The 18,739-nt window shown below is 66.8% G+C and carries 16 protein-coding genes; 11 read left to right on the forward strand and 5 right to left on the reverse strand.

The genetic code is table 11. The features are described from left to right. Positions 1–2: 2 nt before the first annotated feature. Genes grxC through GV832_RS04605 form a run of 3 tightly spaced genes read left to right on the forward strand, consistent with a single transcriptional unit; the run spans position 3 to position 1,527 of the window. Complete coding sequence (gene grxC, locus GV832_RS04595; protein WP_168773655.1) at positions 3–257, forward strand: glutaredoxin 3; 255 nt, start codon at positions 3–5, stop codon at positions 255–257. Beyond that, the gene (locus GV832_RS04600; RefSeq protein ID WP_168773708.1) at positions 257–1,090 is read left to right on the forward strand and encodes a carbon-nitrogen hydrolase family protein; all 834 of its coding nucleotides are present in this window, start codon (positions 257–259) and stop codon (positions 1,088–1,090) included. Before grxC ends, GV832_RS04600 begins: the two co-directional genes overlap by 1 nt. Then, entirely contained in the window at positions 1,087–1,527 is a 441-nt protein-coding gene (locus tag GV832_RS04605; protein WP_168773656.1) for a MarR family winged helix-turn-helix transcriptional regulator, read from the forward strand. Before GV832_RS04600 ends, GV832_RS04605 begins: the two co-directional genes overlap by 4 nt. Here GV832_RS04605 and GV832_RS04610 read toward each other — a convergent pair. Then, positions 1,524–2,645, reverse strand: a complete 1,122-nt coding sequence (locus GV832_RS04610; RefSeq protein ID WP_168773657.1) for a polysaccharide biosynthesis/export family protein — start codon at positions 2,643–2,645, stop codon at positions 1,524–1,526. The two genes, GV832_RS04605 and GV832_RS04610, sit on opposite strands and share 4 nt — an antisense overlap. A gap of 187 nt (positions 2,646–2,832) precedes the next feature. Between GV832_RS04610 and GV832_RS04615 the strand changes: the two genes are divergently transcribed. From GV832_RS04615 to GV832_RS04645, 7 genes are all read left to right on the forward strand, one after another. Continuing rightward, on the forward strand, positions 2,833–3,534 hold the full coding sequence (locus GV832_RS04615) for an NAD-dependent epimerase/dehydratase family protein (protein ID WP_168773658.1): 702 nt from the start codon (positions 2,833–2,835) through the stop codon (positions 3,532–3,534). Beyond that, a complete protein-coding gene (locus GV832_RS04620; protein WP_168773659.1) occupies positions 3,531–4,139 on the forward strand; it encodes a sugar transferase in 609 nt (202 codons plus the stop codon). The genes GV832_RS04615 and GV832_RS04620 overlap by 4 nt, the downstream gene beginning before the upstream one ends. 150 nt (positions 4,140–4,289) lie before the next feature. Continuing rightward, on the forward strand, positions 4,290–6,212 hold the full coding sequence (locus GV832_RS04625; RefSeq protein WP_435531740.1) for a polysaccharide biosynthesis protein: 1,923 nt from the start codon (positions 4,290–4,292) through the stop codon (positions 6,210–6,212). A gap of 74 nt (positions 6,213–6,286) precedes the next feature. After that, on the forward strand, positions 6,287–8,440 hold the full coding sequence (locus GV832_RS04630; RefSeq protein ID WP_168773660.1) for a YjbH domain-containing protein: 2,154 nt from the start codon (positions 6,287–6,289) through the stop codon (positions 8,438–8,440). Then, positions 8,437–9,108 carry a YjbF family lipoprotein gene (locus tag GV832_RS04635; protein WP_168773661.1) on the forward strand — a complete coding sequence of 224 codons (672 nt, stop codon included), beginning with the start codon at positions 8,437–8,439 and terminating at the stop codon, positions 9,106–9,108. Before GV832_RS04630 ends, GV832_RS04635 begins: the two co-directional genes overlap by 4 nt. 76 nt (positions 9,109–9,184) lie before the next feature. Continuing rightward, the gene (locus tag GV832_RS04640; protein WP_168773662.1) at positions 9,185–9,397 is read left to right on the forward strand and encodes a hypothetical protein; all 213 of its coding nucleotides are present in this window, start codon (positions 9,185–9,187) and stop codon (positions 9,395–9,397) included. 72 nt (positions 9,398–9,469) lie between these two features. Beyond that, a complete protein-coding gene (locus GV832_RS04645; RefSeq protein WP_168773663.1) occupies positions 9,470–10,297 on the forward strand; it encodes a YihY/virulence factor BrkB family protein in 828 nt (275 codons plus the stop codon). Here GV832_RS04645 and GV832_RS22300 read toward each other — a convergent pair. From GV832_RS22300 to ubiG, 3 genes are read right to left on the reverse strand one after another with little or no spacing between them, the layout of a single operon-like run. Further along, on the reverse strand, positions 10,291–13,695 hold the full coding sequence (locus GV832_RS22300) for a translocation/assembly module TamB domain-containing protein (RefSeq protein ID WP_168773664.1): 3,405 nt from the start codon (positions 13,693–13,695) through the stop codon (positions 10,291–10,293). The two genes, GV832_RS04645 and GV832_RS22300, sit on opposite strands and share 7 nt — an antisense overlap. After that, positions 13,695–15,437 (reverse strand): autotransporter assembly complex protein TamA, encoded by a 1,743-nt coding sequence (locus GV832_RS04655; protein ID WP_168773665.1) that lies wholly within the window; start codon positions 15,435–15,437, stop codon positions 13,695–13,697. Before GV832_RS04655 ends, GV832_RS22300 begins: the two co-directional genes overlap by 1 nt. A gap of 60 nt (positions 15,438–15,497) precedes the next feature. After that, complete coding sequence (gene ubiG, locus GV832_RS04660; RefSeq protein ID WP_227754220.1) at positions 15,498–16,241, reverse strand: bifunctional 2-polyprenyl-6-hydroxyphenol methylase/3-demethylubiquinol 3-O-methyltransferase UbiG; 744 nt, start codon at positions 16,239–16,241, stop codon at positions 15,498–15,500. A gap of 46 nt (positions 16,242–16,287) precedes the next feature. Here ubiG and pip point away from each other — a divergent pair, with 46 nt between their 5' ends. Next, positions 16,288–17,265, forward strand: a complete 978-nt coding sequence (pip, locus tag GV832_RS04665; RefSeq protein WP_168773666.1) for a prolyl aminopeptidase — start codon at positions 16,288–16,290, stop codon at positions 17,263–17,265. Here pip and GV832_RS04670 read toward each other — a convergent pair. After that, positions 17,229–18,725, reverse strand: coding sequence for an amidohydrolase (locus GV832_RS04670; RefSeq protein ID WP_168773667.1), 1,497 nt, complete (start codon positions 18,723–18,725; stop codon positions 17,229–17,231). The genes pip and GV832_RS04670 overlap by 37 nt on opposite strands. Positions 18,726–18,739 lie beyond the last annotated feature (14 nt).

The raw sequence follows: 18,739 nt of genomic DNA on the forward strand, positions 1-18,739 counted from the left end.
TCATGAAACCCGTCGAGATTTACACCACTCCCACCTGCCCCTATTGCATGGCGGCCAAAAGGCTGTTGGACAAGAAGGGCGTCGCTTTCACCGAGATCGACGTCTCGCGCGACCCTGGCCTCCGGGCTGCGATGACCAAGCGCGCCAATGGTGGCTATACCGTGCCGCAGATCTTCATCGGCGGCACCCATGTTGGCGGCTGCGATGACATCCACGCGCTGGACCATGCCGGCAAGCTTGATCCGATGCTGGCATGATCCGCGCGGGGCTCGTCCAGCTGAATGTCAGCGATGATCCGGTCGCGAACCTGGACATGACCCTGGCGCTGATTGCGCGCGCCAAGGCCCAGGGCGCGCAGTTCATCCTGACGCCGGAATGCACGAACGGGCTCTGGTCGAACCGGGCCGAGCAGCGCGGCGCCATGCGGACCGAGCCGCATGACCCGACGCTGGCCGCCATGCGCCGCGTGGCCATGCAGCACGAGGTCTGGCTGCTGGTCGGCTCTCTCGCGGTGAAAAGCAACGACCCGGATGGGCGTTTCGCAAACCGCAGTTACATGATCGGCCCCGATGGCGCGATCGTGGCCCGGTATGACAAGATCCACATGTTCGACGTCAATGTCTCCGAGACCGAGGTCTACCGCGAAAGCACCGCCTTCCGCCCCGGGTCCTCTTGCGTCCTGGCCCGGACGCCCCTGGCCCAGATCGGCATGACGGTCTGTTACGACGTCCGCTTTCCCCATCTGCATCGCCGCCTGGCCAAGGCCGGGGCGCAGATTTTGACCGTTCCGGCGGCCTTCAATCACACCACCGGAAGCGCCCATTGGGAGGTGCTTCTGCGCGCCCGGGCGATCGAGACCGGGTGTTTCGTCCTCGCCCCGGCGCAAACCGGCTATCACCCCGAGAAAGAGGGCAAGGGCCGCCGCACCTGGGGCCATTCCATGATCGTCTCCCCCTGGGGAGAGGTCCTGGCCGATGCCGGGACCGAGCCCGGGGTCATCACCGCCGAGCTCGACCTCGACCAGGTCGAAGAGGCCCGCCGCCGCATCCCCGCCCTCATGCACGACCGCAACTTCGACGGCCCGGCATGAGCGCGACCGACGATCTCGCCGTTTCGCTGTTCGGTGAGCTTCTGATGGCCGACCAGCTCGCCCGCTCCCGCATCTCTTCGGTTCTGCCCAAGGGAATGGAACTGTCGCATTTCATGGTCTTGAACCACCTCTCGGGCCTGATGGACGAACGCAGCCCGGCGCAATTGGCCAAGGCCTTTCACGTCACGCGCGGGGCGATGACCAATACGCTCTCCAAGCTGGAATGGGCGGGGCATATCCATATCCGGCCCGATTGGGACGATGCGCGGCGCAAGATGGTGGCGATCAGCCCGGCGGGACGCGCGGCCCGGGATGCGGCGGTTCAGGCGGTCTCGCCGCTGATCGCCGACCTGGTGAAATCGGTGGGCGAAGACCGGGTGCGCGCCGCGCTGCCGGTCCTGCGCGAGCTGCGGATAAGGCTGGAAGACGCCGATTAATTGACCGCCGTGGCCGTCGTCCGCCCGGCGCTGATGAAGCCGGTGAAGAAGCCAAGGATCGTGCGGGTGTTGACCAGCGGGCTTTGCGTCACCAGCACCAGGTCGCGGTCCTCGATCTTGAACTGACCGGCGGCGAAAAGCCCATCGGCCGAGGTCAGGTCGAAGGCGAAGACCACCTTTTGCTTGGACGGCCCCCGGTCCGGGTTCGCCGCCACGGCCGAGGCCGGATAGTTGCGCAGAACCAGGATGCCCTTGGGGTTGGCGGTGTTCTGATCCACGCCGCCGATCAGCGACATGGCGTCCAGCGTCGTGACCTCGTCCTTGGGGAAATCGACCAGCGCCTCTTTCCCCGCCGCACCCAGCGACAGGAAGTAACGGTCGTCGGGCGTCACATAGATCCGGTCGCCGCCGCGCAGGACGGTATCAAGGCCCGGGTTTTCAAGGATCGTCTTGGCGCCGACGCGGTAAAGCCGCCCACCGCGTTGCAGGTTGACCTGCGGGTTGTTCATCGTCTCGGGCAGGCCGCCGGCCGCCGCAATGATCGCCGTCACCGTCGTATCGCCCGAGGTCAGCGGATAGCTGCCGTTGCGGGGCATCCCCGCCACGACCTCGACCGAGTTCTTGGTGCCCGCCGCATGGGTCAGTTGCACCTGCACATCGGGGATGATCGCGGTCAGCTTTTCCTGGATGCGCGACCGGGCGGCATCGGCGGTCATGCCCGCCACCTCGACCTCGTCGATATAGGGCAGGAAAACCGTGCCCTTGCTGGAGACTTTCAGGTTCGGCAACTGGATCGGATCGGCCAGAAGCGCGCTTTCGTTCCCGGCAAAGACCGCGAGGTTCAGAAGGTCGCCCCCCGCGATGACCTGATCCGAGGTGCCGCCCCCCGAGCCGATCCAGCCGTGGTGGCTGTCGGGATGGCTGGAGGGCCAGCCCTGCACCATCGGCAGGGTCAGGGCATCCACCGGCTGCACGGCGAAATCGGCGCTCTCGTCCTCGGAGCCCGCGACGACCTGCTGGACATTGGCCACATCCTGTGGCGGACTGCATGCCCAAAGCGGCAGGGTCAGCAGGATCGACGCAAGGACGCGGCCTTTCGGCCCGGAAATGAACGGCATCAGAGGCTCCGTGACCCCGCCAGCAGCGGCGGTTCTGTCAGGGCCAGAGTCATACTGGCCACCGGGGGCAGGTCAATGATTATGCGGCTCCATGCGGCAGGGCTTTGGGGATAGGTCTGTGGATAAGTCAGTTCTTGCGGAAAATTGCCGAGTCGTGACGGGGGCGCAGGGCCGAATTGGCCGACTTTTGCGGCATCTTTGGGCAGATCGCGGCGTGGTCTGGTCGGGGCGGCGCAGCGACCTGGCCTGGGATATGGGCGCGGGAAAGGCGCCGGATTTGCCCCGGGGGGCCGTGATCCTGCATCTTGCGGGCACGACGGGCGGTGACCTGTCGCAGAACCTGCGGGCGGCGCGGGCGCTGGCCAAGGCATTGCGACCGGGGCACCGGCTGGTGCTGGTCTCGTCGATTGCGGTCTATGGCAACGCGGCGCAGGTCTTCACCGAAACCAGCCCTCCGGCGCCGGTCAGCGATTACGCCCGCGCCAAGCTGGAGGTCGAGGAGCTGCTCACCCCCTTCGCGCCGACGATCCTGCGGCTGGGCAATCTCTTTGGCGCCGATGCGCTGACCCGCGCGGCGCTTGCGGGGCCGGTTGTGCTGGACCAGGCGGGGCCGCTCGGTCCGGTCCGGTCCTGGATCGGGCCGCTGACCTTTGCCCGGGTGTTGTGGGAGATCGTGGAAAACCCGCAGCCCGGGGTCTTCAACCTGGCGCAGCCTCCCGCCCTGCCGATGGGCGCGCTTTTGACCGCGATGGGCGCCGACTGGAGCCTTGGGCCCCGCCCGGCCCCCACGCCACGTGCCGAGATGGAGATCGCCCGGCTTGACCTTCCCCGGGCGACGCCCGAAGGGCTTGTGGCGGAACTGACCTCGTTGAAAGGCATCTGGCCATGATGCGGCGCGCTTTGGATATCGTCCTCTCTTTGCTTCTAATGGCGGTGCTGGCCCTGCCCTTTGCTGCCCTGTGCCTGTGGCTTCTCCTGCGCGAGGGGCGGCCCTTGTTCTATGTGGCCGAGCGGATGAAGGCCCCGGGGCGGCCGTTCTTGTTGTGGAAGCTGCGGACCATGTCGGTCGTGGCGCCGGAACAGGGGGTCTCGGGCGGGAACAAGGCTTCGCGGATCACGGCGACCGGCGCCTTCCTGCGGCGCAAGCGGCTGGACGAGATCCCGCAGCTTTGGAACATCCTGAAGGGCGATATCTCTTTCGTAGGCCCCCGCCCGCCGCTGCGGCTTTATGTCGAGCGCTTTCCCGAGATTTACGCGGAAGTCCTGCGCGACAAGCCCGGGGTGACGGGGCTGGCGACCCTGATCTTCCACCGCCACGAGGAGAAACTGCTGGCCGCCTGCCGCACCGCCGAAGAGACCGACGCGGTCTATTGCCGTCGCTGCATCCCGCGCAAGGCGCGGATCGACATCCTGTATCAACGCCGCCGGACCATCTGTTCAGACCTTGGTCTGATGCTTGAAACCGTATTTCATGCTGCAAGTTTACGTCGGTGAAAGCTTTATGCCGGAAGTTTAGGCCAGTTGGCTTGATCCCGAAGACTGCGGGGCATAGCCTGAACCGGTCGCTCCATCAGGGATGTGACCGGACCAAGCCCAATTCTGTGCAGGTGGTCCGGCAGTATGCGAAAGGCCAGTGTTGTTGAAATGACGCCGTTGCGTTCCAGGTTGTTTGGTTTGGTTGAACGGCTAAGCCGCACGCACAAGCGGCTGGTCTTTCTGTCGATCGATATCCTGATCGTCGAATGCGCGCTCCTGGCCACCCTGATGCTCGAGGCCTCCAGCCTCTGGCCGGGGGAGGAGCTTGCGCAAATCGGCGCGGTCTTCCTGTTCCTGCCGCCCGTGGCGGCGGCGCTTTCGACGGCGCTGGGCATCCCGAACATCCGGCTCAAGGCCTATGAGTCGCTGTCCTATACCCAGACCGCGAATTTCTCGGCGCTTCTGGTCGTCGCGCTCTGGGCCATGTTCGGCCTGAAGAACTTCCACTTCACCCTGATCGGCTATGCGCTGTTCGGGCTGACCTTCTTCATCGGCTCGGTTGGCGTGCGGCTGGCCATGCTGAACGCCTATCTCCTGGTGCTGCGCTGGGGGCAAAGGCGCTGGCGGGTGGCGATCTATGGGGCGGGCACCACGGGGGTGCAACTGGCCGCCGCGTTGAAGAATCACGAATCCATCGTCGTCGTGGCCTTTATTGACGACGATGAGGGGCAGCAGTCCATGACGATTGCGGGCCTCAAGGTCCATTCTCCCGACAAGATCGAACGCCTGGTCCGCGAGAAAGAGGTCGACCGCGTGCTTCTGGCCATGCCCTCGGCCTCGGCGCCCCGGCAGATGCAGATCGCGCATCGGCTGCAAAGCCTGGGGCTGGATGTGCTGGCCCTGCCCTCCTTCGCGCAACTGGTGGGGACAGAGGCGCTGATCGACAACCTGGCGCCCGTCGTGCCCGATGCCTTCCTGGGCCGCCAGTCGGTCGATGACCAGATCACCACGGGCTCGACCGTCTATCCGGGCAAGTCGGTGATGGTGACGGGGGCGGGCGGCTCCATCGGGTCCGAGCTTTGTCGCCAGCTCTTGGCGCTGAAGCCGCGCAAGCTGGTGCTGTTCGAGGTCTCCGAAAAGGCGCTTTACGACATCGACCGCGAGCTGCGTGAGCTGCCTGACTTTGCCGGGGTCGAGCTGGTGCCGCTCCTGGGCTCCATCACCGATTCGCGGGCGACGCGGACGGCGATGGCCGACCACGGGATCGAGGTCGTGATCCATGCCGCCGCCTACAAGCATGTGCCCCTGGTCGAAAGCAATCCGGTGGCGGGCATGTCGAACAACGTGCTGGGCACCCGAATCCTGGCCGACGCGGCCGAGGAATCGGGGGTCGAACGCTTCATCCTGATCTCGACCGACAAGGCGGTGCGGCCCACCAATGTCATGGGCGCCTCCAAGCGCATGGCGGAAATGGTCGTGCAAGACCTGGCCAAGCGCGCCACCCGCACCAGTTTCGCCATCGTGCGCTTCGGCAATGTGCTGGGGTCCTCGGGCTCGGTCGTGCCCTTGTTCAAGGAACAGATCCGCAAGGGCGGGCCGATCACCCTGACGCATGAAGACGTCACCCGCTATTTCATGACCATATCCGAGGCCGTGCAGCTTGTGCTGCTGGCGGGCTCTTTCCCGGTGGGCGGGGCCGAGGCCGATGTCTTCGTCCTGGACATGGGCAAGCCCATGCGCATCCGCGACCTGGCCGAGCAGATGATTCTCGCCGCCGGCTATCGCGTGCGGGACGAGGCCAACCCCGATGGCGATATCGAGATTCGCATGATCGGCCTGCGCCCCGGTGAAAAGTTGCATGAGGAATTGCTGATCGGCGCGGGGCTTCTGACGACGCCCCATGCCAAGATCCTGCGGGCGCGCGAACGCAGCCTGACCGAGCTGGACATGGCCAAGGCCTTGCAATCCTTGCGTCATGCCACGGCGACCGGCGATGCCCAGGCCGCCCGCGCCGTCGCCGCCGCCTATGTCGAGGGTTTTGGCGGCATCGCCGAGGGGCAATCCCCGGTTTTCGCGGACCGCCTGCCCTAGACCAAGGCTCGCGCTTGGACATTTGCCGCCGCCGCCGCTAAGATGGAGCGGCTTCGGTGAGGAAAGGGTATTTCGTGTCGCAGTTGAGACTCTCGGTCGCCCGATTGCTGGGGGGCGTGGCGCTGGCCTGCATGGCAAGCGCGACCGGGGCCGAGATGGTGCCTTCGGTCAACATGATCGGCAACACCGGCCTGATCGACATGCCCTCGGGCGACATGCAGCCCGATGGCTTCATCACGGTCGACAGCTCGCGCATGGGGCCGATCTTCCGCTACTCGATTGCCGCCCAGTTCACCCCGCGCCTGACCGGAACCTTCCGCTATATCGGCATCCGCAACTGGAACGACGCGTTTTGCCCGGGGCCGCAATGTCTTGGCGTCAACAGCTTCGAGACCTATTACGACCGCAACTTCGACATCAGCTACCAGATCCTGACCGAGGGGCGCTATCGTCCGGCCCTGTCCATCGGGCTTTTGGATTTCGCGGGCACCGGGATCAATGCGGGCGAGTATGTGGCGGCGACCAAGACCTTCGGCGACCGGCTGAAGGTGACGGCGGGCCTGGGCTTCGGGCGCCTGGCCACCTACAACCCGATTGCGACGCTGGGCACCCGTCCCAAGGCCTCTTTCGGCATGGGCGGCAAGCCGAACTATGACCTGTGGTTCCGCGGCGATGTCGCGCCCTTTGGCGGGATCGAATATGCGATCAACGACAAGTGGCGCGCCAAGGTCGAGTATTCCTCGGATGCCTATAGCGAAGAGGCCGGGGTGCGCGGCACCTTCCGCCGCTCCAGCCCTTTCAACTTCGGGATCGAATACCAGCCGAGCCGCGCGTTCCACCTGGGCGCCTATTACATGTATGGCGATCAGATCGGCATGAACCTTGCCATCTCGATCAACCCGAACCAGAGGCCGACGGGCAACCTCGCAGGCCCCGCGCCCTATCCGGTCCTGCCCCGCCCCTCACCGCAGTCCGATCCGGGCGCTTGGGTCACCGGCTGGACCGAGACCGAGGGCGTGAATGCCAGCTATCTGACGGCATTGCAGAATTACATCGACCGCGACCTGGGCATCATCATCGAAAGCCTGGACGTGACCGATGACCGGGTGCAGGTGCGCTACCGCAGCTCGGCCTATGATGCGGCCTCGCAGCCCATCGGGCGGATCGCGCGGGCCCTGACCTATGTCGTCCCCGCCTCGATCGAGGTCTTCGAGCTGGTGCCGCTGGAAAACGGCATGGCGGCGACCAAGGTCGTGATCTACCGCAGCAACCTCGAGAAGTTCGAGGGCGAGCTTGGCGCCGGTCCCGCGCTCTTGATCCGCAGCCATATCCAGGAGGCCGGCACGCCGCCCGAGGGGATGGCGACCAACCCCGACCTTTACCCGCGCTTCACCTGGTCCATCGTCCCCACGGGCGAGACGCGGACCTTCGACCCGGCCGACCCGTTCCAGATCAACATCGGCGCCAGGGCCAATTTCCGGCTGGAACCCGCGCCGGGCCTGATTTTCGCGGGCTCCGTGGTCAAGACGCTGAGCCAGGGGATCACCAACGACCGCAAGAGCAATTCGGTCCTGCCCCATGTGCGGACCGAGGCTTCCTCGTACCAGGTCGTCAAGACTCCGGTCGTCGATTCGCTGACGGCGGCCTATTACGCCCGGCTCGGCCCCAATCTCTATGGCCGCGTGACGGCGGGTTATCTTGAGCGGATGTTCGGCGGCGTCTCGGCCGAGATGCTGTATCGGCCCGAGGGCAAGGCCTGGTCCCTGGGGATCGAGGCCAATTACGTCGCGCAGCGCGACCTTGACGGCATGCTGGGCTTTGACCATTTCGACTATTCCGTCGCGACCGGCCATGTCTCGGGCTATCTCGACATGGGGCGCGGCTACAATCTGCAACTGGATGTGGGGCGCTACCTGGCGGGGGATGTCGGCGCGACCCTGACGCTGAGCCGCGAATTCGCCAATGGCTGGCGCATGGGTGGCTTTGCGACGCTGACCAATGTCTCGGCGGCGGATTTCGGCGAGGGCTCTTTCGACAAGGGCATCTACGTGCATATCCCGACGAACTGGTTCCTCGGCCGCCCCAGCCGGTCGCAGCGCAACCTCGTCATCCGCCCGATCCAGCGCGACGGCGGTGCCAGGCTGGCGGTCGAGGGCCGCCTGTATGAGACCCTGCGGGACTATGACGCCGCACGAATCACGGCGGATTGGGGGCGCGTGTGGAAATGATGCGCAAGCTGGTCATGATTCTGGCGCTGGGCCTGTCGCTTCAGGGCTGCGGCAACACGCCTGACCGTGCCGACGCGGCGGTCTCGCTGAAGGCCATTGCCCGGATTCCCGCGCTCTTGGCGCAGCGGAGCGCGGGTGACGTCGATCCGGCGCAACTGGCCACGCTGCGCGAGGCGCTGGAGGCCGATGGCCAGCCGGTGATCAGCGTGGCGCTGCCGGGGCTGAAATATGCCTCGCTGATGGCGCCCTATTACCCGTCCAGGGACGCCATGACCTGGTCAAGCCCCGGCTATGAGACCGTGACGCTGAAGGACGGGATTTTGCAGTCCTCACGCGGGTTTGGGCCCGATCTGATGGCCTCGGCCGGGCCGGGCATCGCGCAGGTCTCCGCCGCCTCGGGCAGCGTCCACCGGGTCTATGAATACCTGAACGGGCTCGATGTGCCGGTGCAGATGGATTACGACTGCGACTTCGCGGCGGGCGGGGCGCAAAGGGTCACGGTCCTGGATCAGGTCTATGACACGCGCCTGGTGGTCGAGACCTGTTACAAGGGCGCGGACCGCTTCGAGAATCGCTACTGGTTCGACAAGGGTGGAAAAATCAGGCAGTCCGAGCAAAGACTGTCGCCTGGAACGGCACCCATGCTGATTCAGCGGATTGTGGATTGAATTTGAACGAAACGGCTTATCAAGCCTGTCCGTTCGTGCTATCCCGGAACAAAGTGAAATGCTGAGGAGTGTAACAATGAAAAAGTTTGTCGTTCTGGCGACTGCCGTGGTGTTGGCCTCTTCGGCCGCCTTTGCTCAAACCACGCCGACCCCGCCGGCTCCGCCTGCCCCGGCTCCGGTCGCGCTTGCTGGTGGTCTTCCGCTGGCTGCCTTGGCCGTGATTCCGCTGGCTCTGCTGGCCGTTCTGGGCGGTTCCTCGTCCACGACCACGACCACGGGCACCAACTGATCGCCACTGTGGCATGAGACTTTTGGGCAGACGCATTCACTTGCGTCTGCCCTTTCCTTTTGAAGGTGACCCGTGCTGAGCCGCTTCCTGCCGCCCCGCGTCATCGCAGCGGGCTGGAACCTCTACCGAAGGGTGGAACAGGCCGAATTGAGCCTGATCTCGGCCGGTGTGGCCTTCTTCGGCTTCCTGGCGCTGTTCCCGGCAACGGCGGTGATCATCGCCATCTGGGGGGCCTGGTATGACCCTGCCATCATCGAGAAACAGATCGACGTCCTGCGCCCCGTCCTCCCGCCCGAGGCGTTGAGCCTGATCCATGTCCAGGTTCGCGCCCTGGTCTCGGTCAGCGGTGCGCCCCTGGGCTGGGCGACGGCGATCTCGACACTCTTTGCGCTCTGGTCGGCGCGGGCTGGAGTGGACGCGCTGATCCGCGGGTTGAACGCGATCCACCGCCTGCCGAACCGGACCACCGGGCATCACCACCTGAGAGCGCTGGTCCTGACGCTGGCCCTGATGGGTTTGGCGCTGGCGGCGATGCTGGCGACCGTCGTGGCGCCCCTGGTCATCGCGGTCTTGCCCCTGCCGGGAGATGATGCGGTTCTTCTGCACCGCGCCAACCTGGCCCTGGGCGTCTTCCTCGTGCTGATCTCGATCTCGCTGGCCTATCGCTTTGGCCCGAACCACCGCGTGAAGCCCCGGCTCTTCACCACGGGGCTTTGGGTCGCCGTCGGACTCTGGGCCCTGGCGGCGCGGCTCTTCATGCTCTACCTGGCCAATTTTCCCAGCTATAACAAGGTCTACGGCACGATCGGCGCGGTCGTCATCCTGCTGATGTGGCTCTACGCCAGCGCCTTTTCGGTGCTGTTGGGCGCGGCGGTCGATGCCGAGCGGCGGCGTCAGTAGTCCTTTTTCAAGAAGATCCCGGCGCCCGAATTGCCCTCGGTATCGACCTTTGCCTTCAGCGTGATATGCCGCGCCACATCCAGGTTCAGGCTGATGTCGCTCTTGCCCGCGCTGTCCACGGTGACCTCGGAATAAATGTTCTCGCTCAGATACTTGCCCGCCGTCAGGCTGCCCCCGCCCGCGCCATCGGTCTGGACGTCCAGGTTGTCCAGCCCGGTCTTGGCGCGGATCTTGCCCATGATCCCCTCGCCGCCGCGCCCCGAAAGCGTCGCCACCGCCGAGGCCAGTTGCGCCGCCTGGAAGGCCGAGACGGTCTCGAGGCTGCGGCCAAAGAGCAGCTGGGCCAGGACCTCTTCCTGCGGCAGGGCCGGTGAGGAGGTAAAGGCCACCTCAGGCGCCGTGGCCGGGCCGTCGACCGTGACGATGGCGGTGATGTCCGAGGCCTCGACCGAGGCCACGACATGGACCATCGGGATCAGCGCGCCTTGCAGGTCCAGGGTGGCCTCGGACAGGGTCATGCGACGGCCAAGGATATCCATCCGACCGCGCAGAAGCGTAAAGCCCCCGGTCGGCACCATGGCCTGGGTCGTCCCACCCAGGGTCAGCCCGCCGCCGAGTTCCGCATCCAGACCCCGTCCGCGCAAGAAGACCTGGTTCGGCGCCGTGATCCGCAGGTTCAGCCCATAGGCCGGGCCCGAGGCGCCCTTGGCGTCCGCCGAATCCCCCTCCGCCCGCGCCCTTGTCGCCCGCACGGCTGCCGAATCGCCCCTGTGGGTCAGCCCCTCCAGCGGGGTCGCCGTGGCCAGCGTCGAGGGGATGCGCAGCTCGGTCCGGCCAAGGCTCAGGTTCCCGGTGATCGAGGCGCCCCCCAGGGCCGGGCCACGAAAGGCCATCTCTCCGCCCACCGTGGTTTCGTAAAGCTGCGGGTCGCGCAGCTTTACCCCGGCCAATTTGATAGCCAGATCAGCGGTATAGGGCGCCGCGAGCCCCAGGCTCCCGGTCACCCCCGCCGTGCCTCCGGTGGTCACCTGGGCCTCGGCGCGCAATGTCGCCCGCCCACCCGCCAGTTGCACCGAGCCCGCCATCCCGGTCAGGCCAAAGGGCAGCGCGGGGTCGGCAAAGCGCCCATCGCTCAGCTGCGCCGTCCCCGAGAGCCCCGCCAGCGACATGTCCCCCAGCGCCAGGTCAAAGCGCAGCCCGCCCGAGACCGACCTTGGCCGCAGGAAAGGATTGGCCAAGGCCGCCGCCGCCGTGCCCTTGATCGTCAGCCGGGTCCCGAGCCGACCCGCGACCTGGGCCGCGATATGCCCCGGCCCCTGGACCTTCAGGTCCAGCACCGCGCCCTCCTGCCACCCCGCCTTGCCCGCAAGGGTCACAGGCCCCGGAAACTCCGGCACGAAAAGCCCAAGATTGGCCAGCCGGGCGGTGACTTGCAGCCCTTCGAGCGGCCCGGCGGCCTGGGCGGAAAGCTGATCGGCTTTCAGATCAAAGGCTTGCAGAACCAGGGCTCCATCCGAGACCGTCGCCTCCAGGCTGATGACCGAGGCGCCCCGCAGAAGCTTGTCCACCTCGGCCTGGCCGATGCCAAGATCCTGCCCGGTCAGCTTGGCGCTCGCACTGCCCTGCGCGGGCGTGCCCGTGACCTGGACCTGCGCCGCCAAGGACCCCTTGCGCCCGATCACCGCAAGGTCCGCCAAGGCCACGCTGCCGGTCAGATCGCTGCCCGCGCTGGCCACCTTGCCCGAGAGATTGGCCGAAAGCCCCCCCGCCACGGCCACCAGCCGCCGCAGCGTGATCCCGGTCTCGTCCCGCAGGGCCGAGACCTCGATCCGGCTCTCCCCCGCCAGAAGCGCATCCGCCTCGGCCTGACCGACCGTCAGCGCCCGGCCCTCCAGCGTGCCGGTCAGGTCGAACCCCCCGGTCAGCGCCTGAACGCTGCCCGCCAGGTCAAACGTCACCGCCCCCGACAGCCCCGGCTGATAGCCCGAGATCCGCGTCAGGTCGTCGATCCGCCCCGAGGCCTGGCCGTTGAAGACCCCGTCCAGCCCGATCCGCCCGAGCGTCGCCAGCGACAGGCCCGGTGCCGTCAGCCCCAGGTTCTCGACCGTCAAGCCGTTGTCATCGCTGTGAAACCGCGCCGAGGCCGCGACCTCGGACCCCAAGGCGCGGTCCAAGGCCGGGTCCGTCGCCTTCAACCCCTTGGCCGTCACCTCGGCCGTGCCGTCGAAGACCCCCTCGGCCAGGTCGCCCTCGGCGCTGACCGCGATCTCGGTGGCAGCAAGGCTGGCGGTGACAAGCCCGTTCAGCCTGGCGGAAAGCGTCCAGTCCTGCCCCGCCGTGATATCGTGATACAGCTGAAGCGTGCCCCCGGTGACCGTCACCGGAGCACTCAAGGGCAGGGTCACCGCCCCGCCACCCATCCCAAGCTTCCCCGTCAGGTCCAAAAGCTCCGGCCGCCCGCCCGGGGCAAAGCGCGCCCGCCCCTCCAGCGTCAGCGCCGCCGATTGCAGCGCCAGGCTGTCCAGCACCAGGCCCGAAGCCCCCTGAGACCCCTTGACCTGCAAAGCTACATTCGGCCCGAAGAAGGCAGCGTATTCCGGCAGGAAGACCGGCGTCGGATCGCCCGCAAGGATCGCCGAAAAGGCCCCCTCCTTCAGCGTCACCAAGCCCCCCAGTCGCGTCGCCCCATCGGTCGACAGGTTCACCTGGGCGGTAAAGTCCGACAGCGGCCCCGTCCCCGCGATCCGCAGGCTGGTCGAGGGCGCGCCCGGCACGCCCAGCTTCCGCGCCGCGATCCCGCCCGCAGCCTCCGCCGCATCGAGGTCCAGCGACAGGACGCCATCCGCATTGCCATAGCTCGCCGCGACGCGGACATGGCCCTCGGCATCTGTCCGCGTCAGGTCCAGGTGACCGGTGCCCGCACCGCCCTCCAAGGTCAGGTTGGCCGTCAGGCTGGCCGTCAGCTCTTCGCCCAGGACCGGGGCGCCGAGCCGGATGACCTCCGCAGAGACCCCCGCCACCGAGACCGAAACCGGCAGTTCGGGCAGGGAGAAGCCCCCCGCCTCGGCCGTGGTGCCTTCACCCTCGGGCAGGCGGGCGAGATCGATTTCCTTTGCCGTCAAGGCATTGACCTCGACCCGCCCCGACAAAAGCGCCGAGCGGCTCCAGTCCAAAGTCACCCCGGTCAGGGTCAGCCAGACGCCCTGGTCGTCGGCGATGGTCAGGCGTTCGAGGCTGGCCTGGGAGGACAAAGCCCCCTTAAACCCATCGATCTCGACCTTGCGCCCCGCGCCCGAGAGGTTGTCTTGCAGCCAGTTGACGATCCAGCCCTTGTCCTCGGCGGCATCGGCCAGGCCCATTTGCGGCACAAGGCACAGAAGGAGAGCGAGTTTGCGCATCAGAAGGCCTGTCCCAAACCGACGTAAATCTGCAAGCCGTCGCCGGTGTCGCCACCGACCGGGACCGCCAGGTCCAGCCGCACCGGGCCCAAGCCCGTCTCATAGCGCAGCCCCATCCCGGCGCCCGCGTGCCAGTCGCCCTCACCCGCAATCGCCACCGTCCCCGCATCGACAAAGCCCACGACGCCGATGGATTGCGTGACCTTGACCCGCGCCTCCAGCGAAAGCGCCGCAAATTGCGTCCCCCCGATGCCGACCGAGGTCGCATCCCGCGTGATCTGAAAGCCCAGCGACTGATAGGGCTGACCCCGCACCGTCCCGCCGCCGCCCGAGTAAAACAGGTCGTCGCGCGGCGTGCCCAAGGCGCTGGCCCCCACGACCGCGCCGCCCTGCAACCGCGCCGCCAGGACCGTCTTGCCCACCGACTTGTAGGCCCGCGCGTCAAAGGCCAGCCGCGCGCCGGTATCGGTATCGCCGAAGCCGACGAAGGGTTTGACCTCTCCGTTCAGGTAAAACAGCTTCGTCGGGCTGGTCGTGCTGTCGCGCCGGTCCCAGGTGACCGAGATGGGCACCGAAAGGCTGCTCTGCGTGAAATCCCCCGCCGCATCCTTGCCCCGGCTGTAGCTCGCCCCCAGCCCCGCCGTCCCGGTCAGGGTCGGGGTGAAATAGCGGGTGAAACCGGCGCCCAGCGTCACTGTATTGGCGGAATAGTCATCGTCGTTGACATGGGAAAAGTCGGTCGACAGCGACAGGGCGGTATCCGGCCCCAGAGAGGCGGGCCGGTTCAGGCTGACCCCCAGGTCATAGTCGATGCCGCTGGTCCCGGCCTCGATATTGCTGGCGGCGCCGGTGATCTCCAGCCGCTCGCCGCCGCCGAAGATGTTGCGGTGCAGCCAGGAGCCGTTGACCGAGACGCCGTCATCCGTCGCCCATTCCGCGCCGAAAGTATAGCGGCGCGGCTTGGCCTCGACCACTTCGGCGGAGAAGTTCAGGATATCGGGCGGGGTGATGCCCTCGGCCTCGGACAGGGTCACCGAGGAAAACACCCCGCTGCGGCGCAGACGCTCGGCGGCGCGGGTGGCCTCGGAGGCACTAAAGGTCCGCCCCGTGGGCAGGCCCGCCATGGCGACGATGCGCTGCGGCGTGATCGTCTTGGCGCCCGAGACCGCAAGCCCGCCAAAGCGCAGGACCGGGCCGGGGGCCAGGGTGATATCAGCCGACAGCGTGCCCGCCTGGTGATCGGCCGAAAGCGCCTGCCGCCCGACGCCTGCCTTGGCATGGCCGACCTCGCGCCAGCCGTCGATGCCCGCCGTGACGGCATCCTGCACCGTGCCGGAATAGGCGGGTTCGCCCGTCTTGAAGCCCTCGGGCAGTTCGGTATTCCCCGCCAAAGGCGCCAGCCGCAAGGCGCCAAAGGCGAAGGCAGGGCCGGGATCGACCGTCACCACGATGGACCGGACCTGCGCGGGCGCATCCAGGGGGGCAATCGTCGAGGCCTCTCGCCCGTCGATCTTCACGCTGATCACCGGCCCGTAATGCCCCATGGCATAAAGCGCCGAGATCAGCCGCCCATATTCGGCCTGGGCATCGGTATAGAGGTCAAGCGCGGTCTTGCCGTCCTCCGAGAGCCCCGAGGCCGCGCGGACCGCCCTTTGCATCGCCTTGTCACCTTGAATGACAAGGCTGATATCCGCCGCCGCCGGACCCGCCAACAGCAATACCAAAGCCAAACCGAACCGCATCGCGCACCCCTTTACCCTGTCTGGATCATCGCAAAAGGGGCGGGAAAGGGCAACCGCCGCTCAGACCATGGGCTCTTTCCGGCTGGTCGTCACATAGTTTACCGACAGATCCCGCGCGGAAAGCCGCCAGGACCAGGTCACCGGGTTGAAGACCATGCCCTTGCGGTCGAGGGGGGTCAGCCCCGCCCGGGTGATCAGGGTATAAAGCTCGTCCGGGGTGATGAATTTCTGCCAGTCATGCGTCCCTTTGGGCAGCCAGCGCATCACCCATTCCGCGCCGATAATGGCCATCATGAAGCTTTGCGGGTTCCGGTTCAGGGTCGAGCAAATCATGATCCCGCCGGGCTTCAAGAGCTCCTGGCAGGCGGTCAGATAGCCCTGGGGGTCGGCGACATGTTCCACGACCTCCATGTTGAGAACCACGTCAAAGCGCTCGCCAGCCGCCGCAAGGTCTTCGGCGGTGGTGAAGCGGTAGTCGATCTTCAGCCCCATCTGTTCCGCATGGACCTGCGCCACGGGGATGTTGCGCGCCGCCGCATCGGCGCCGACGACCGTGGCGCCGAGCCGCGCCATGGGCTCGGACAGAAGCCCGCCGCCGCAGCCGATATCCAGCACCCGCAGGCCCTGAAACGGCAGCGGGCCCTTCAGGTCGCGGCCATACTCCGCCGCGATCTGCGCGGTGATATAGTCCAGCCGACAGGGGTTCATCAGATGCAGCGGCTTGAACTTGCCCTTCGGGTCCCACCATTCGGCAGCCATCGCCTCGAATTTGGCAACTTCGGCGGGGTCGATCGTGGTCTGCATCGCAATCTCCGTTTCATGTCGGACGCTGCTGCCTATATAAGGCGGAATGGACCAGAGATCAGGCCCCAAACGTGCGACAGATTTCCTTTACCCGCCGGTCGAGCCCTTTGACCAGCGGATGATGGAGGTCAGCCACGGCCACCGCATCTATGTCGAGCAATGCGGCAATCCGGCGGGCGTGCCGGTCCTGGTGCTGCATGGCGGGCCGGGGGGCGGCTGTTCCCCCGCGATGCGGCGCTATTTCGACCCTTCGGTCTATCGCGTGGTGCTGTTCGACCAGCGCGGCTGCGGACGCTCGCGCCCCCATGCCAGCGTCGAGGCCAATACGACCTGGGACCTGGTCGCCGATATCGAGGTGATCCGCGAGGCCCTGGGGATCGAGAAATTCATCCTCTTCGGCGGAAGTTGGGGCGCGGCGCTGGCCTTGATCTATGCGATCACCCATCCGGGCGCCGTGGCCCATATGGTCCTGCGTGGCATCTTCCTGATGACCAAGGCCGAGCTCGACTGGTTCTACGCGGGCGGCGCGGGGGTCTTTTTCCCCGACCTCTGGGCGCGCTTCGTGGCGCCCATCCCCGAGGACGAACGCCACGACCTCATCGCCGCCTATCACCGCAGGCTGTTTTCCGGCGACCTCTCCGAGGAAATCCGCCACGGCCGCATCTGGTCGAACTGGGAGAACGCGCTGGCCTCGGTCGGCGCGGATGCCTATTGGGGCGAGGGTCCGGCCGACTACGCCCGCGCCTTTGCCCGGCTGGAGAACCACTATTTCCAGAACCGCGGCTTCCTGGAGAGCGATGGCTGGATCATGGCGAACCGATCCAAGATCGAGCATATCGGCGCGACCCTTGTGCAGGGCCGGCTCGACATGATCTGCCCGCCCATCGGCGCCTGGACCCTGGCCCGGGGTTGGGAGAAATGCAGCCTGCGGCTGATCCCCATGTCGGGCCATGCCCTCTCGGAACCCGCCATCACCGAGGCCCTGGTTCAGGCGATGAACGCGCTGCGGACGCCCCGGCTGTAGGTCTCCAGCACCCGGGTCGCGGGGTCTGACGGGTCGCCCGACAGGATGACGATATCGGCCAGGGCGCCGGGTTCCAGAGCGTGGTCCACGAAATCCGCCCAGGCGCCGGTCGTCGTATAGGCCTGAAGCGCTTGCGTCAGCGTCAGCCTTTGATCCGGGTTCCCCGGCGCCCAGGGTTGCCGCGTCATGGCACAGCGGATCGCATGCAGTGGTGACAGGGGCGAGACCGGCCAATCCGTGCCGAAACAGAGCCTGGTCTGGCCATGAAGCGCCCGCCAGGGGAAGCTGTCCGGCCAACGGTCGGCCCCGACGATGGAGATCGTGGGCTCCAGCGGCAGCCCTGCCAGCCCCGGAGGATGCACCGGCTGCATCGAGGCCGTGACGCCCAAGGCCTTGAACCGGGGCAGGTCGTCCGGGTGGAGGAGGTCGATATGCTCCACCCGATGGCGGCTGTCACGGGCGCCGTTGGCGATGCGGGCGGCCTCGTAGCCGTCCAGCGTCGCCCGGACCGCCGCGTCGCCGACCGCATGGGTGGCGATCTGAAGCCCCAGGGCATCGGCGCGGATGCAAAGCTCCACAAACTCCGCCCCGATCAGGGGCTCCGACCGGAACCCCGGGCGGTCGGGGTAATCCGTCACGCGATAGGCGGTATGGGTGTCGAAGACCCCATCCATGAACATCTTGACCCGGCCAAAGCTGAGCCTTCCAACCGGAGGCCGCCGGGCCGCCGCGAACAGCGCGTCAAGGCGGTCCGGTTCCATCCCCGCCACCAGGGTCATGGGCAGGGAGACGTCGATGGGCAGCCCCTCCTCCGCCAGCTCGGTGAAAAGCTGCGCCTGATAGAGGTTGCCGTCCATGTTCACCACGCGGGTGATCCCGTGGCGCAGACATTCCGCCATGGCCGCGCGGATCAGGGCCTTGTCCCGCTCGGGGTCGGGGGTCTCGGGTTCAGCGGCCAAAAGCCCCAGCGACTGCCGCCCCCCCGAGGGCGCCTTGCGGCCCACGAGGTCCATGGCGGCGAATTCATGCAGCTCTCCCAGCGCCAGGTCGACCCCCGGGGCCTCTGGCACGCCCTGAAGGGCGGCGGAGTTCGCCCAGGCGCAGTGGTAATCCGTCGCCACGATGTAAAGCGGGCGCTGCAGCACGGCATCCAAGGCAGCGCGGGTGGGCCGCCCGCCCATCAGGTCGTAATTGGCGCCGAAGCAGCAGACCATTTCCCCCTCGGGCACCGTCGCCGCAAAGGGCAGCAAGACCGCCCGCAACTCCGCCTCGGAATGCACCGCCGAGAGGTTCAACTGCCCCAAAGCAACCCCGCCCGCGAAAAGATGCGCATGGCTTTCGACGAAAGCCGGAAGCGCCAGCCCAAGCGCCTCCCCCGCGCTGGGCGTCACCGAAGCGATCCGCTCGCCCTGAAGCGCGATCTCCCAAGCCCCCGGACGGTCCCAAAGCTGCACGCGCATTCAGTCCTCCCCCA

Origin of the sequence: Stagnihabitans tardus, from assembly GCF_009925085.1 — a bacterium.
GTDB classification, from domain to species: Bacteria; Pseudomonadota; Alphaproteobacteria; order Rhodobacterales; family Rhodobacteraceae; genus Stagnihabitans; species Stagnihabitans tardus.